The organism is Citrobacter sp. Cpo061, from assembly GCF_030332845.1.
Taxonomy (GTDB): Bacteria; Pseudomonadota; Gammaproteobacteria; order Enterobacterales; family Enterobacteriaceae; genus Citrobacter; species Citrobacter portucalensis.
Map to the genome: position 1 here is coordinate 19151 of NZ_JAOWHB010000051.1, position 15609 is coordinate 34759.

At 51.0% G+C, this 15609-nt stretch carries 12 protein-coding genes; 2 read left to right on the plus strand and 10 right to left on the minus strand.

The features are described 5' to 3' along the window. Positions 1-76 precede the first annotated feature (76 nt). Positions 77-289: a cold shock protein CspG gene (gene cspG, locus OGX97_RS18410; RefSeq protein ID WP_003033098.1), complete on the minus strand. Its 213-nt coding sequence runs from the start codon at positions 287-289 to the stop codon at positions 77-79. Between the two features lie 1092 nt (positions 290-1381). On the opposite strand from cspG, the gene OGX97_RS18415 reads away from it, so the two are divergent. Beyond that, on the plus strand, positions 1382-1687 hold the full coding sequence (locus OGX97_RS18415; RefSeq protein ID WP_003033102.1) for a PTS sugar transporter subunit IIB: 306 nt from the start codon (positions 1382-1384) through the stop codon (positions 1685-1687). 4 nt (positions 1688-1691) lie between these two features. Next, positions 1692-2009, plus strand: coding sequence for a PTS lactose/cellobiose transporter subunit IIA (locus tag OGX97_RS18420; protein ID WP_048215162.1), 318 nt, complete (start codon positions 1692-1694; stop codon positions 2007-2009). A 102-nt stretch (positions 2010-2111) separates the two neighbouring features. On the opposite strand, the gene rpoC is transcribed toward OGX97_RS18420, so the two are convergent. The 9 genes from rpoC to tuf form a co-directional block, all read right to left on the minus strand. Further along, positions 2112-6335: a DNA-directed RNA polymerase subunit beta' gene (gene rpoC / locus OGX97_RS18425; protein ID WP_003826919.1), complete on the minus strand. Its 4224-nt coding sequence runs from the start codon at positions 6333-6335 to the stop codon at positions 2112-2114. Between the two features lie 76 nt (positions 6336-6411). Next, positions 6412-10440, minus strand: a complete 4029-nt coding sequence (rpoB, locus tag OGX97_RS18430) for a DNA-directed RNA polymerase subunit beta (RefSeq protein WP_003033111.1) — start codon at positions 10438-10440, stop codon at positions 6412-6414. Positions 10441-10760: 320 nt separating this feature from the next. Then, on the minus strand, positions 10761-11126 hold the full coding sequence (rplL, locus tag OGX97_RS18435) for a 50S ribosomal protein L7/L12 (protein ID WP_003033114.1): 366 nt from the start codon (positions 11124-11126) through the stop codon (positions 10761-10763). 66 nt (positions 11127-11192) lie between these two features. Further along, on the minus strand, positions 11193-11690 hold the full coding sequence (gene rplJ, locus OGX97_RS18440; RefSeq protein WP_001207203.1) for a 50S ribosomal protein L10: 498 nt from the start codon (positions 11688-11690) through the stop codon (positions 11193-11195). 414 nt (positions 11691-12104) lie between these two features. Then, entirely contained in the window at positions 12105-12812 is a 708-nt protein-coding gene (rplA, locus tag OGX97_RS18445) for a 50S ribosomal protein L1 (protein WP_003033119.1), read from the minus strand. A 3-nt stretch (positions 12813-12815) separates the two neighbouring features. Further along, positions 12816-13244, minus strand: coding sequence for a 50S ribosomal protein L11 (gene rplK / locus OGX97_RS18450; protein ID WP_003033122.1), 429 nt, complete (start codon positions 13242-13244; stop codon positions 12816-12818). 154 nt (positions 13245-13398) lie between these two features. Then, entirely contained in the window at positions 13399-13944 is a 546-nt protein-coding gene (gene nusG, locus OGX97_RS18455) for a transcription termination/antitermination protein NusG (RefSeq protein WP_003033125.1), read from the minus strand. 1 nt (position 13945) lies between these two features. After that, entirely contained in the window at positions 13946-14329 is a 384-nt protein-coding gene (gene secE / locus OGX97_RS18460) for a preprotein translocase subunit SecE (protein WP_003033128.1), read from the minus strand. 230 nt (positions 14330-14559) lie between these two features. Continuing rightward, the coding region (gene tuf, locus OGX97_RS18465; RefSeq protein WP_063942044.1) for an elongation factor Tu at positions 14560-15609 on the minus strand (1050 nt) is incomplete at its 5' end.

Sequence of the window (15609 nt, forward strand, 5' to 3'; positions counted from 1 at the left end):
TTTTTCTTCACTGGCACTTAACTGCTCGGGCTCTGGCCTTCATCGCTATCGTAAGCGCTCGTGAAATTATCGGCGATTACAGCGCGACAACGTTAACAGCAGACGGGCCTTTAGCGCCATTCTCCACGGAGAACTCCACCTTTTGACCTTCGTCTAACGTTTTAAAATCGTTACTCTGGATAGCGGAGAAATGCACAAACACATCCTTGCTACCGTCCTGAGGAGTGATAAAGCCGAAGCCTTTATCAGAGTTAAACCATTTTACTAAACCAGTCATTTTGTTAGACATAGATACTTCCTTTCATGTTATTGAGCCGCTTATGCAGCGAAGATGGCCTGTTTTGCAGAAATTAACTTATGGGGCACTTAGGGAGGAGGCTCATGAAGAAGAGTATCTGAGGATAACGCTTGAACTGAGAACTGCTTTACTAAAACTGCTTGCATAAGGTCTGTGTTCCAAACCGATGCCACTATAGTAGACCTACTTCTAATCATTAAGCAAGCATTAATTTTTTTAATACCCACTGAGTGATGCAATGTTGAACCATCGCGGCTAAGCATCCTGGATAACAGCTTGATCTACAATGAACAAAAGCCCCGACTATTGCAGTCAGGGCTTTACGTTACTACACACTTCAAATTTAACATTAATAAACTTAACGATTTAATACTGCTGATGGTACTACTTTAAAATGTACACGTTTACTATAGATAATATTGGATATTGATACTAACTAAAGCTTTCCTCTATTTACCGTTAAACACATTCCACCCGCTTGATAATAGAACTCAAGGCTGGTGACCTAAACAAGTACACTTCCCCTCGCGACATATACTCTTTGATGCGTTGCCTTATTTCCCTTGTGATAACCAGAAAAGCAGAATCACAAATATTTACTATAAAATCATGGCGTTACATCGTCGCGCTTTACTGACTTTTTGCGATTAGATATATCAACTACGTGGCCTGAAAGCATTGTCGAAGTGAAAAAATAGCGTTTTCAGCATCGACTATCCCATACAAAAAATACTTCGTGGCCTTTATCGCAAACCCCAATCAAGCTCTACTAACACTTACTACGTTAACAGCAAACTACAATTTCTCCGCTGTTAAGTATTAACATACGGGTTTAAAAAACGCTGTCAATACTGTTTTTTATAACATGTATTTATTGACAGTAATTATATATTCCAGCATGTGATAAGCGAGTCAAAAAGCCGCTGGCCCTGGTCCAGATCGCAGGGTTCTACCTCTTTTTGTAACCGGTTTCAGAAAAAGCGGCTTTCTTTGTGATGCCTTGCACACAATCGTTGCAAAGCAGTTGTTGCTATAGCTGGCTCGCGATAATTATCAACTCACACATGTTGATCGAGACTGCTTATGAAAAACATCGTTTTATGCTGTGCCGCCGGAATGTCCACCAGCATGCTGGTGCAAAGGATGAAAGATGCCGCCCAGAAAAAAGGCGTCGACGTCACTATCAAAGCCGTCCCGGTGGCCGAGTTTGAAGAGAATATCGCTACAGCGGATATCGTTTTGCTCGGTCCACAGGTTAAGTATGAACAGGCCAAACTACAGGCGATCGCCGACCCACTAGGCAAAAAGGTCGCCGTTATCGACATGATGGATTACGGCATGATGAAAGGCGATGCGGTACTGGATAAGGCGCTGAAACTACTGGAGTGATGGTATGGAAGAGTTAGAAACGATCATCATGGAGTTATTGGTAAATGCTGGCGCTGCACGCAGCCAGGCCCTGACGGCATTGCAACTGGCGCGTAAAGGTGATTTCTCCGGTGCAGAACAAGCGATGACGGAATCACGCGAGTACGTCAAACAAGCGCATAAAATCCAGACCCAGCTGATCGGTATTGACGAGGGCACCGGCAAACTACCGGTTAATCTCATCACCGTCCATTCGCAGGACCACCTGATGAATGCCATGGTGATTCAGGATCTGGCCGGCGATATGATTGAGCTTTATCGGCGGTTACCACCGATAAATTAATGACACTGCCTGATGGCTTCGTAGACCTGATAAGCGCCATCAGAAATAACATAGACATAAAAAAACCCGCCGAAGCGGGTTTTTTATTATGGTCGGCAACGATTAATCGTTGTCAGAACCGCCCAGGCCTGCGTTCAGCAGTTCTGCCAGGCTGGCAGACGCATCTTCAGCAGTTACCTGCGGTGCAGCTGGCAGTTCGCCCGCTGCGCGACGGCGCATACGATCCTGGTGGTACGCATAACCAGTACCTGCCGGGATCAGACGACCCACGATGACGTTCTCTTTCAGACCGCGCAGTTCATCACGTTTACCTGCAACAGCTGCTTCGGTCAGGACACGCGTGGTTTCCTGGAACGATGCTGCAGAGATGAAGGACTCGGTTGCCAGAGACGCTTTGGTGATACCCAGCAGATCGCGGGAGAACGTTGCACCCACTTTGCCGTTCGCTTCCAGCTCGCGGTTTGCGATCTTGACGCGGGAGTATTCAACCTGCTCGCCTTCCAGGAAGTCGGAGCTACCAGCGCTTTCGATGGTGGCTTTACGCAGCATCTGACGAACGATAACTTCGATGTGTTTATCGTTAATCTTAACACCCTGCAGACGGTATACGTCCTGAACTTCGTTAACGATGTAACGAGTTACAGCATGCACACCACGCAGACGCAGGATATCGTGCGGCGCTTCCGGACCGTCGGAAACCACGTCACCACGTTCTACACGTTCACCTTCGAACACGTTGAGCTGACGCCATTTCGGAATCATCTCTTCGTACGGTTCGCTACCGTCTACCGGGGTGATAACCAGACGACGTTTACCTTTGGTTTCTTTACCGAAGGAAATGATGCCGCTGATTTCAGCCAGGATTGCCGGCTCTTTCGGACGACGTGCTTCGAACAGGTCCGCAACGCGCGGCAGACCACCGGTGATATCCTTGGTACCGCCGGATTCCTGCGGAACACGCGCCAGGGTGTCACCAGAGCTGATCTGTACGCCATCTTCCAGCTGAACAATCGCTTTACCCGGCAGGAAGTACTGAGCAGGCATATCGGTGCCAGGGATCAGAACGTCGTTGCCCTGAGCATCAACAATTTTCAGTGCCGGACGCAGGTCTTTACCACCCGCAGTACGCTCTGCAGAATCCAGAACCACCAGAGAAGACAGACCGGTCAGCTCGTCAGTCTGACGAGTAATGGTCTGGCCATCGATCATGTCAGTGAAGCGGACAAAACCACTCACTTCGGTGATAACTGGCATGGTGTGCGGATCCCAGTTTGCTACGGTTTCGCCGCCAGCAACCTGTTCGCCATCACCTTTCGCCATAACGGAGCCGTAAGGCACTTTATAGCTTTCTTTGGTACGGCCGAATTCGTCGATCAGTTTCAGTTCGGTGTTACGTGAGGTGATAACCAGTTTACCGCTGGAGTTCACAACCGACTTCGCGTTGCTCAGACGGATGCTACCTTTGTTTTTCACCTGGATGCTGGATTCAGCAGCCGCACGAGATGCCGCACCACCGATGTGGAACGTACGCATCGTCAGCTGTGTACCCGGTTCACCGATGGACTGTGCCGCGATAACGCCGATTGCTTCACCTTTGTTGATGATGTGGCCACGCGCCAGGTCACGACCATAGCAGTGCGCACATACACCAAAGTCGGTGTCACAAGATACAACGGAACGGACTTTAACGGAGTCAACGGAGTTCTCTTCCAGCAGATCACACCACTGTTCGTGCAGCAGCGTGTTGCGTGGAACCAGAATATCCGCCGTACCCGGCTTCAGAACGTCTTCAGCAGTTACACGACCCAGAACGCGATCGCGCAGCGGCTCTTTAACGTCACCACCCTCGATAACCGGGGTCATGGTGATGCCTTCCAGAGTGCCGCAATCGTCTTCAGTAACAACCAGGTCCTGCGCGACGTCAACCAGACGACGAGTCAGATAACCGGAGTTCGCTGTTTTCAGTGCGGTATCCGCCAGACCTTTACGAGCACCGTGAGTAGAGATGAAGTACTGGAGTACGTTCAGACCTTCACGGAAGTTCGCGGTGATTGGCGTTTCGATGATGGAGCCATCTGGCTTCGCCATCAGACCACGCATACCGGCCAGCTGACGAATCTGTGCTGCAGAACCACGCGCACCGGAGTCGGCCATCATGTAGATGCTGTTGAAGGAAACCTGCTGCTCTTCTACGCCGTCACGGTTAATAACGGTTTCGGTTTGCAGGTTATCCATCATCGCTTTGGATACACGATCGTTCGCCGCAGCCCAGATATCGATAACTTTGTTATAGCGTTCGCCTGCGGTTACCAGACCAGACTGGAACTGCTCCTGGATCTCAGCAACTTCAGCTTCCGCTTCAGAGATGATCTCGTGTTTCTTCTCTGGGATGACCATGTCATCAATACCAACAGATGCACCTGAACGCGCTGCATATGCAAAGCCGGTGTACATTGTCTGGTCAGCGAAGATAACGGTCGGCTTCAGGCCCAGAATGCGGTAACAGGTGTTCAGCATTTTGGAGATAGCTTTCTTGCCCAGCGCCTGGTTGACGATGGAGAAAGGCAGACCTTTCGGTACGATCATCCACAGAATGGCACGGCCAACGGTCGTGTCTTTCAGGCTGGTTTTCGCAACGAATTCGCCGTTTTCATCTTTTTCATATTCGGTGATACGCACTTTAACGCGCGCATGCAGAGAGGCCAGACCTGCGCGATAGATACGCTCAGCTTCTTTCGGGCCAGTCAGCACCATGCCTTCGCCTTTGGCGTTAACACAGTCACGGGTCATGTAGTACAGACCCAATACAACGTCCTGAGACGGAACGATGATAGGTTCGCCGTTCGCCGGAGACAGGATGTTGTTGGTAGACATCATCAGCGCACGCGCTTCGAGCTGGGCTTCCAGCGTCAGCGGTACGTGAACAGCCATCTGGTCACCATCGAAGTCGGCGTTATATGCCGCACAAACCAGCGGGTGCAGCTGGATAGCTTTACCTTCGATCAGTACCGGTTCAAATGCCTGGATACCCAGACGGTGCAGTGTTGGTGCACGGTTCAGCAGTACCGGGTGTTCGCGGATAACTTCGTCCAGGATATCCCAAACGACAGCTTCTTCACGCTCAACCATTTTCTTAGCGGCTTTGATGGTGGTGGCCAGGCCACGCAGTTCCAGCTTGCCGTAGATGAACGGTTTGAACAGTTCCAGTGCCATTTTCTTCGGCAGACCGCACTGATGCAGACGCAGGTATGGACCTACGGTGATTACAGAACGACCGGAGTAGTCAACACGCTTACCGAGCAGGTTCTGACGGAAACGACCCTGCTTACCTTTGATCATGTCGGCCAAAGATTTCAGAGGACGTTTGTTAGAACCGGTGATCGCACGACCGCGACGACCGTTATCCAGCAGGGCGTCAACCGCTTCCTGCAGCATACGTTTTTCGTTGCGTACGATGATGTCCGGCGCAGCCAGATCCAGCAGACGCTTCAGACGGTTGTTACGGTTGATAACGCGACGATACAGATCGTTCAGATCCGACGTTGCGAAACGACCACCATCCAGCGGAACCAGCGGACGCAGATCTGGCGGCAGAACCGGCAGAACGGTCAGGATCATCCACTCTGGCTTGTTGCCAGACTGTACGAAGGCTTCCAGCAGTTTGATACGCTTGGTCAGCTTCTTACGCTTAGTTTCGGAGTTGGTTTCGTTCAGCTCTTCGCGCAGAGTTTCACACTCTTGCTCCAGATCCATGCTCTTCAGCAGGGCCTGAATAGCTTCCGCACCCATCTTCGCGTCGAATTCGTCACCGAACTCTTCCAGCGCGTCCAGATACTGCTCTTCAGTCAGGATCTGTTGACGTTCCAGGTTAGTCATACCGCCTTCGATAACTACATAAGATTCGAAGTACAGTACGCGCTCGATATCGCGCAGTGGCATATCAAGCAGCAGACCGATACGGGACGGCAGAGATTTCAGGAACCAGATGTGAGCAGTAGGAGACGCCAGCTCGATGTGGCCCATACGCTCACGGCGTACTTTAGTCTGGGTCACTTCAACGCCGCACTTCTCACAGATCACACCACGGTGTTTCAGGCGCTTGTACTTACCGCACAGGCACTCGTAGTCTTTTACCGGCCCAAAGATACGGGCGCAGAAAAGGCCGTCACGTTCAGGTTTGAACGTACGGTAGTTAATGGTTTCCGGCTTCTTAACTTCACCGAAAGACCATGAACGGATCATGTCTGGCGAGGCCAGAGCAATTTTGATCGCATCAAACTCTTCGGTTTTAGTCTGCGCTTTCAGAAACTTTAATAAATCTTTCACGGATTTGCTCCCGTCGGAGTTAGCACAATCTGGCGCTGGCTGTTACGCCAGCACCAGTGACCTGTTTGATCGAGAGTTACTCGTCTTCCAGCTCGATGTTGATACCCAGCGAACGAATCTCTTTCAACAGTACGTTGAAGGATTCCGGCATGCCTGGTTCCATCTGATGGTTGCCGTCCACGATGTTTTTATACATCTTAGTACGACCGTTCACGTCATCAGACTTAACGGTGAGCATTTCCTGCAGGGTGTATGCTGCGCCATATGCTTCCAGCGCCCACACTTCCATCTCCCCGAAGCGCTGACCACCGAACTGCGCCTTACCACCCAGCGGCTGCTGAGTAACCAGGCTGTAAGAACCGGTAGAACGCGCATGCATCTTGTCATCAACCAAGTGGTTCAGTTTCAGCATGTACATGTAGCCAACGGTAACCTGGCGCTCGAACTGCTCACCGGTACGACCGTCGAACAGTGTGATCTGACCGGAAGTCGGCAGGCCACCCAGCTGTAACAGTTCCTTGATTTCAGACTCTTTCGCACCGTCGAATACCGGCGTTGCGATCGGCATACCTTTTTTCAGGTTTTCAGCCAGACGCAGAACTTCTTCATCGCTGAAGGTATTCAGGTCAACTTTCTGACGAACATCTGAACCCAGATCGTAAGCACGCTGGATGAATTCGCGCAGTTTCGCGACTTCTTGCTGCTGTTTCAGCATGGCGTTGATCTTATCGCCGATACCTTTTGCAGCCATACCCAGGTGGGTTTCAAGGATCTGACCGATGTTCATACGCGATGGTACGCCCAGCGGGTTCAGTACGATATCTACCGGCGTACCGTTAGCATCGTGTGGCATATCTTCGATCGGGTTGATCTTAGAGATTACACCCTTGTTACCGTGACGACCTGCCATCTTATCACCAGGCTGGATCCGACGTTTAACCGCCAGATACACCTTAACAATCTTCAGCACGCCCGGTGCCAGATCGTCGCCCTGAGTGATTTTACGGCGTTTCGCTTCGAGTTTTTTCTCGAATTCGTGTTTCAGTTCGTCGTACTGCTCAGCCAGTTGTTCCAGCTGATTCTGTTTCTCTTCGTCGGTCAGGCCGAGTTCTAGCCAGCGGTCGCGCGGCAGTTTGTCGAGCTTCTCAGCTTCAACACCACCGGAAACCAGCACAGCGTAGATACGGCTGAACAGGCCAGCTTCGAGGATCTGCAGTTCTTCAGACAGGTCTTTTTTCGCCTGCTTCAGCTGCATCTCTTCGATTTCCAGCGCACGTTTGTCTTTTTCTACGCCATCGCGAGTAAAGACCTGAACGTCGATAATCGTACCGGAGACACCGTTTGGCACGCGCAGAGAAGAGTCTTTAACGTCAGACGCTTTCTCACCGAAGATCGCACGCAGCAGCTTCTCTTCTGGCGTCAGCTGGGTTTCACCTTTCGGCGTTACCTTACCAACCAGAATGTCGCCACCGGTCACTTCCGCACCGATATAAACGATACCGGATTCATCCAGTTTGGAGAGCGCAGCTTCACCCACGTTCGGGATGTCAGCGGTGATCTCTTCTGGCCCCAGCTTGGTGTCACGGGACACACATGCCAGTTCCTGAATGTGGATGGTGGTGAAACGGTCTTCCTGGACAACACGCTCGGATACGAGGATGGAGTCTTCGAAGTTGTAACCATTCCATGGCATGAATGCCACGCGCATGTTCTGACCCAGCGCCAGTTCACCGAGGTCGGTGGACGGACCGTCTGCCAGCACATCACCACGTTCAACCGGCTCGCCCAGAGATACGCAAGGCATCTGGTTGATACAGGTGTTCTGGTTAGAACGGGTGTATTTGGTCAGGTTATAAATGTCGATACCTGCTTCGCCCGGGTACATCTCGTCTTCGTTAACTTTGATAACGATACGGGAAGCATCCACGTACTGAACAGTACCGCCACGTTTAGCAACTGCAGTAACACCGGAGTCAACGGCAACAGCACGTTCCATACCGGTACCAACCAGCGGCTTATCAGCGCGCAGAGTCGGAACCGCCTGACGTTGCATGTTCGCACCCATCAATGCACGGTTGGCGTCATCGTGTTCCAGGAACGGGATCAGGGACGCACCGACGGATACCACCTGCTGGGTGGATACGTCCATGTAGTCAACCTGGTCGCGGCTGAACAAGCTGGATTCGCCTTTGCTACGGCAGGTAACCAGATCTTCTACAAAGTGGCCTTCGTCATCCAGGTTGGAGTTCGCCTGAGCGATAACGTAGTTGCCTTCTTCGATAGCAGACAGGTAATGAATTTCGTCAGTTACAACACCGTCGGTCACTTTACGGTACGGAGTCTCGAGGAAGCCGTATTCGTTAGTCTGTGCATACACGGACAGGGAGTTGATCAGACCGATGTTCGGACCTTCAGGCGTTTCGATTGGGCATACGCGACCGTAGTGAGTCGGGTGTACGTCTCGAACTTCGAAGCCTGCGCGTTCACGGGTCAGACCGCCTGGGCCGAGTGCAGAGATACGACGTTTGTGCGTAATCTCAGACAGCGGGTTGTTCTGGTCCATAAACTGAGACAGCTGGCTGGAACCAAAGAACTCTTTCACTGCTGCAGAAATCGGCTTGGCGTTGATCATATCCTGAGGCATCAGGGTATCCAGATCGCCCAGAGACAGACGCTCTTTCACCGCACGCTCAACACGTACCAGGCCAACGCGGAACTGGTTTTCCGCCATTTCGCCTACGGAACGGATACGACGGTTGCCGAGGTGGTCGATATCATCGACTTCGCCTTTACCGTTACGGATATCGATGAGCTTCTTCATCACTTCGATGATGTCGTCTTTGCTCAGGATACCGGAACCTTCGATTTCGTCGCGCAGCAGAGAACGGTTGAACTTCATACGACCAACCGCAGACAGGTCATAGCGGTCTTCGGAGAAGAACAGGTTCTCGAACAGGCTTTCAGCAGCTTCACGAGTCGGCGGCTCACCAGGACGCATCATGCGGTAGATTTCTACCAGTGCGCTCAGACGATCGTTGGTTGGGTCAACACGTACAGTTTCAGAAATGTACGGACCGTGGTCCAGATCGTTAGTGAACAGCGTTTCGATACGCTTGTGACCAGACTGGCTCAGCTTAGCCAGCAGATCCAGGCTCAGCTCCATGTTAGCTGCGCAGATCAGCTCGCCAGTAGATTCGTCAACGTAGTCTTTAGCCGCAACTTTACCAGCAATGTATTCAACCGGAACTTCGATATGTTTGATATCGTCTTTTTCCAGTTGGCGAATGTGGCGCGCAGTGATGCGACGGCCTTTTTCGACGTAGACTTTGCCGTTAGCTTCAATGTCAAAGGAGGCGGTTTCACCACGCAGGCGTTCCGGCACCAGTTCCATCTGCAGCTTGTTGTCGCGAATTTCGAAAACAACTTTTTCAAAGAACAGGTCAAGGATCTGCTCAGTGGTGTAGTTCAGTGCACGCAGAATAATGGTCGCAGGCAGTTTACGGCGACGGTCAATACGTACGAACAGGTTGTCCTTCGGATCGAATTCGAAGTCCAGCCAGGAACCACGGTAAGGGATGATGCGCGCGTTATACAGCACTTTACCCGAAGAGTGGGTTTTACCTTTGTCGGAGTCAAAGAAGACGCCAGGACTACGGTGCAGCTGAGAAACGATAACACGCTCAGTACCATTGATTACAAAGGTACCGTTGTCAGTCATGAGCGGAATTTCGCCCATGTAGACTTCTTGTTCTTTAATGTCTTTTACGGTGCCTTCCGGCGCTTCGCGCTCGTAGATCACCAGACGCAGTTTTACGCGCAGCGGTGCGGAATAAGTCACGCCACGGATCTGACATTCCTGAACGTCAAACACCGGTTCGCCAAGGCGGTAGCTGACGTATTGCAGCTCGGAATTACCGCTGTAGCTCTGAATCGGGAAAACGGAACGGAAAGCTGCTTCCAGACCATACTGCCCTTCAGGATCTTGCTCGATGAACTTCTGAAACGAGTCAAGCTGGATAGAAAGGAGATAAGGTATGTCCAACACTTGTGGACGTTTACCAAAATCCTTACGAATACGTTTTTTCTCGGTATAGGAGTAAACCATTAGGGTTCCTCAGCTCGCTGACAAGTCGACCCATCTGTCCGACGAAGGGACAGTTTGTGCAACACTATTTTGTTGACCGGAAAATCGAATACTTTCCGCAATGCCTGTTGCTATCACGCTTAAACCATTTCATTGCGATTTACACAGAACTGATGCTCTGTCGCAGTATATTAAGACGTCGATAGAAACAAGCATTGAAAGGCACAGCAGTAGTCAAACAGTGTGAAATGCTACTGGCGCCTTACAGCGCAAAAAGGCTGGTGACTAAAAAGTCACCAGCCATCAGCCTAATTTCTTAGGCTGCAACCAGAAAAGTTGGCTTATTTAACTTCAACTTCAGCGCCAGCTTCTTCCAGAGATTTTTTCAGTGCTTCTGCGTCGTCTTTGCTGATGCCTTCTTTCAGGGCAGCCGGAGCAGATTCTACCAGGTCTTTAGCTTCTTTCAGACCCAGGCCAGTTGCGCCACGTACTGCTTTGATTACAGCAACTTTGTTAGCGCCAGCAGCTTTCAGAATTACGTCGAATTCAGTTTTTTCTTCAGCAGCTTCAGCCGGGCCAGCAGCTACAGCTACAGCAGCAGCAGCGGAAACACCGAATTTTTCTTCCATTGCAGAGATCAGTTCTACAACGTCCATTACGGACATAGCGGATACTGCTTCAATGATTTGATCTTTAGTGATAGACATTTAAATTGTTCCTGAAAATCAGAATAAGTTTATACGTAAGCAGATGCTTGAGAAAGATAACTGCGATTAAGCAGCTTCTTTCGCATCGCGTACAGCAGCCAGAGTACGAACCAGTTTGCCAGCCGAAGCTTCTTTCATGGTTGCCATCAGGCGTGCAATTGCTTCTTCGTAGGTCGGCAGAGTTGCCAGGCGATCGATTTGCGATGCCGGGATCAATTCACCTTCAAAGGCTGCGGCTTTGACCTCAAATTTTGCATTCGCTTTCGCGAACTCTTTGAACAGACGAGCAGCAGCGCCCGGGTGTTCCATAGAGTATGCAATCAGGGTCGGACCAACAAACGTGTCTTTCAGGCACTCGAACTGAGTACCTTCAACGACGCGGCGCAGCAGAGTGTTACGAACAACACGCATGTATACGCCAGCTTCACGACCTGCTTTACGCAGTTCAGTCATTTTATCTACAGTTACGCCACGGGAATCCGCAACTACTGCAGACAGCGCGCCTTTGGCTACTTCGCTGACTTCAGCAACAATCGCTTGTTTGTCTTGAAGATTTAAAGCCATTAGCTTTGCTCCTGGATGTTTGCCGGAACTCATGTTCCGGAACTCACTTCACTCTCCCCAACGGAAAGAGCGTCTAAATACGGTGAGCAGAAACAAGCCAGAGTATCAGAAATAATCTTAGCGTTCTGTCACCGTCTACGCAGGGCATTAAGTTTCTTACGAAACACCTGCGGTCTTCGACGGAGGCCTGGATAGGCCAGGCTCCAACGAACAAATCTTGTCTATCTGTCGCTATTCAATCTGTGACGGCGTTGACTGCCTTCGTTCACACCAGTCACATAGTTAACTATGCTCCTGGCGATTCACTCAGTTGTCGCCTTGCCACAGTCTGAATATCTCGGATATACGTCTGCAATTAGCAGAAACGTGGGGGTAAGATTGTAGACAAAATCACCGCCCACGTAAAGGCGAATATTAGTTCGCCACAGTCGCAGTCAGACCGGACTGATCAACGGCAACGCCAGCACCCATGGTGGTGGAGATGCTAACTTTCTTGATGTACACGCCTTTAGCCTGAGTCGGTTTCGCTTTTTTCAGCGCAACCAGCAGAGATTCCAGGTTTTCTTTCAGTTTGTCAGCGTCAAAATCCACTTTACCGATGGTGGTGTGGATGATGCCGTTTTTGTCGTTACGGTAACGAACCTGACCTGCTTTAGCGTTCTTAACCGCTTCAGCAACGTTAGGGGTTACAGTACCAACTTTCGGGTTTGGCATCAGGCCGCGCGGGCCCAGTACCTGACCCAGCTGGCCAACAACGCGCATTGCATCCGGGGAAGCAATAACAACGTCAAAGTTCATTTCGCCTTTCTTGATCTGGTCAGCCAGATCTTCCATACCTACCAGCTCAGCGCCTGCAGCTTTAGCAGCTTCAGCGTTTGCGCCCTGGGCAAATACGGCTACGCGAACGGAACGGCCAGTACCGTGCGGCAGTACAGTTGCACCACGTACGTTCTGGTCAGATTTACGAGCGTCGATGCCGAGGTTAACGGCAACGTCTACGCTTTCTACGAATTTAGCAGTGGCCAGCTCTTTCAGCAGAGCAATAGCTTCGTTGATGTCGTACTGTTTAGTTGCATCAACTTTGTCACGGATCACGCGCATACGCTTGGTCAGTTTAGCCATTTCTTAGTCCTCCACTACCAGGCCCATGGAACGTGCAGTACCTTCAATGGAGCGAGTCATCGCTTCAATGTCGGAACCAGTCATGTCGGCAGCTTTGGTCTGCGCGATTTCCTGCAGCTGAGCGCGGGAAATTTTACCCACTTTGTCTTTGTTCGGCTTGCCGGAACCAGACTTGATACCAGCCGCTTTCTTCAGCAGAACTGCTGCCGGAGGCGTTTTGGTAACGAAAGTGAAAGAACGGTCAGCGTAAACGGTGATAACAACCGGGATCGGCAGACCTTTTTCCATGGAATCAGTTTTTGCGTTGAACGCTTTGCAGAATTCCATGATGTTCACGCCTTGTTGACCCAGTGCTGGACCTACCGGCGGACTCGGGTTAGCCATACCAGCTGCAACCTGCAGCTTGACGTAGGCCTGGACTTTCTTAGCCATTCTAAATTCCTCTAGTTGGGTTATAGCGCCTCAAGGAGGCTCCCCGTGATTAAATTCGTTTTACGGACAGGGCCCATAAAAACAAAAGGCGCGAAATTGTATTCCAATCTCGCGCCTTGTGCAACGATTAAATCGCCGCTTTTTTGATCGCTGTTTAGGCTTTTTCTACCTGGGCAAAGTCCAGTTCTACCGGGGTCGCACGACCGAAGATAGAAACAGAGACTTTCAGGCGGGACTTCTCGTAGTCCACTTCTTCAACCACGCCGTTAAAGTCAGCAAATGGACCGTCACTAACGCGAACCATTTCACCTGGCTCAAACATCGTTTTCGGACGCGGTTTATCGCCAACCTGCTGCAGACGGTTCATGATCGCATCAACTTCTTTGTCGCTGATCGGCGCCGGACGGTCAGATGTACCGCCGATAAAGCCCATCACACGCGGCACGCTGCGCACCAGGTGCCAGCTTGCGTCATTCATCACCATCTGGACCAGTACATAGCCCGGGAAGAATTTACGTTCGCTCTTGCGACGCTGGCCACCACGGATTTCGACCACTTCTTCGGTCGGCACCATGACTTCGCCAAACAGCTCTTCCATATTTTGTAACTTGATATATTCGCGCAGCGACGTGGCTACGCGGCCTTCAAAACCGGAAAACGCCTGAACGACGTACCAGCGCTTTTTAGGGGCTTCAGACATCTTAGAACCTCAGGCCAGTGATAAAGGATACCAGGCGAACCAGAATACCATCCAGTCCCCACAGGATCAGTGACATTACTGCGGTAACCGCAGCCACAATTAATGTGGTGTGCAATGTTTCCTGGCGAGTTGGCCAAATGACCTTACGGACTTCGGTTCTCGCTTCACGGGCAAAAGCAACGGTCGCTTTACCTTTTGTTGTCAACAGCGCGACACCACCCGCTGCGGCAATCAGAATCACTACGGCCAGCGCACGCAGCGGCAGCATCATGTCACGATAGAGGTAGTTGCCAACGATAGCTACAAGCAGCAATACAGCGACAACAACCCACTTCATCGCTTCCAGGCCGCGCCCGCTTCCTTGAGCTTCGGTATTCGCACTCATAAACCAACCTGTCAGAAGTATTCTACAAACATTTTCACCCCGCGTAAGCGAGGCGATCCAAACCGAAATGCTCTGGTGCGTTTCGGACTAAACGCCCTCTTCAGAGCCTGTCTCAGCAATGATTATGACAAAAAAAATCACTGATGAGCCAGGTTCTGGTGTGAAAGCGTGCAAAAAGGGCATCAAATGATGCCCTTTTATTGCGCATTGCGTCAAATGTTATTCGGCAATTAGCTCATTACTTTGGCAACAACGCCCGCACCAACAGTACGGCCGCCTTCACGGATTGCGAAACGCAGACCGTCGTCCATCGCGATCGGGTGGATCAGGGTAACAACCATTTTGATGTTGTCGCCCGGCATTACCATCTCTACGCCTTCCGGCAGTTCGATGGTACCAGTCACGTCAGTAGTACGGAAGTAGAACTGCGGACGGTAGCCTTTGAAGAACGGAGTATGACGGCCGCCTTCGTCTTTGGACAGAATGTACACTTCAGATTCGAACTTGGTGTGCGGCTTGATAGAGCCCGGCTTAGCCAGTACCTGACCACGTTCGATTTCTTCACGTTTGATACCACGCAGCAGAACACCAACGTTCTCACCAGCACGGCCTTCGTCCAGCAGTTTGCGGAACATTTCAACGCCAGTACAGGTAGACTTAGCAGTCTCTTTGATACCAACGATTTCAACTTCTTCACCAACTTTGATGATACCGCGTTCTACACGACCGGTAACAACGGTACCACGACCGGAGATGGAGAATACGTCTTCGATAGGCAGCAGGAACGGCTTGTCAATCGCACGCTCTGGTTCTGGGATGTAAGAATCCAGGAAGCCAGCCAGTTCGATGATTTTCGCTTCCCACTCTGCTTCGCCTTCCAGCGCTTTCAGAGCAGAACCACGAACGATCGGAGTGTCGTCGCCCGGGAAATCGTACTGAGACAGAAGTTCACGAACTTCCATTTCTACCAGTTCCAGCAGCTCTTCGTCATCAACCATGTCGCATTTGTTCAGGAACACGATGATGTACGGAACGCCTACCTGACGACCCAGCAGGATGTGCTCACGAGTCTGCGGCATCGGGCCGTCAGTCGCAGCAACAACCAGGATCGCGCCGTCCATCTGCGCAGCACCGGTGATCATGTTTTTAACATAGTCGGCGTGGCCCGGGCAGTCTACGTGTGCGTAGTGGCGAGTCGGGGTGTCATATTCAACGTGAGAAGTGTTGATGGTGATACCACGAGCTTTTTCTTCCGGCGCGTTATCGATCTGGTCGAATGC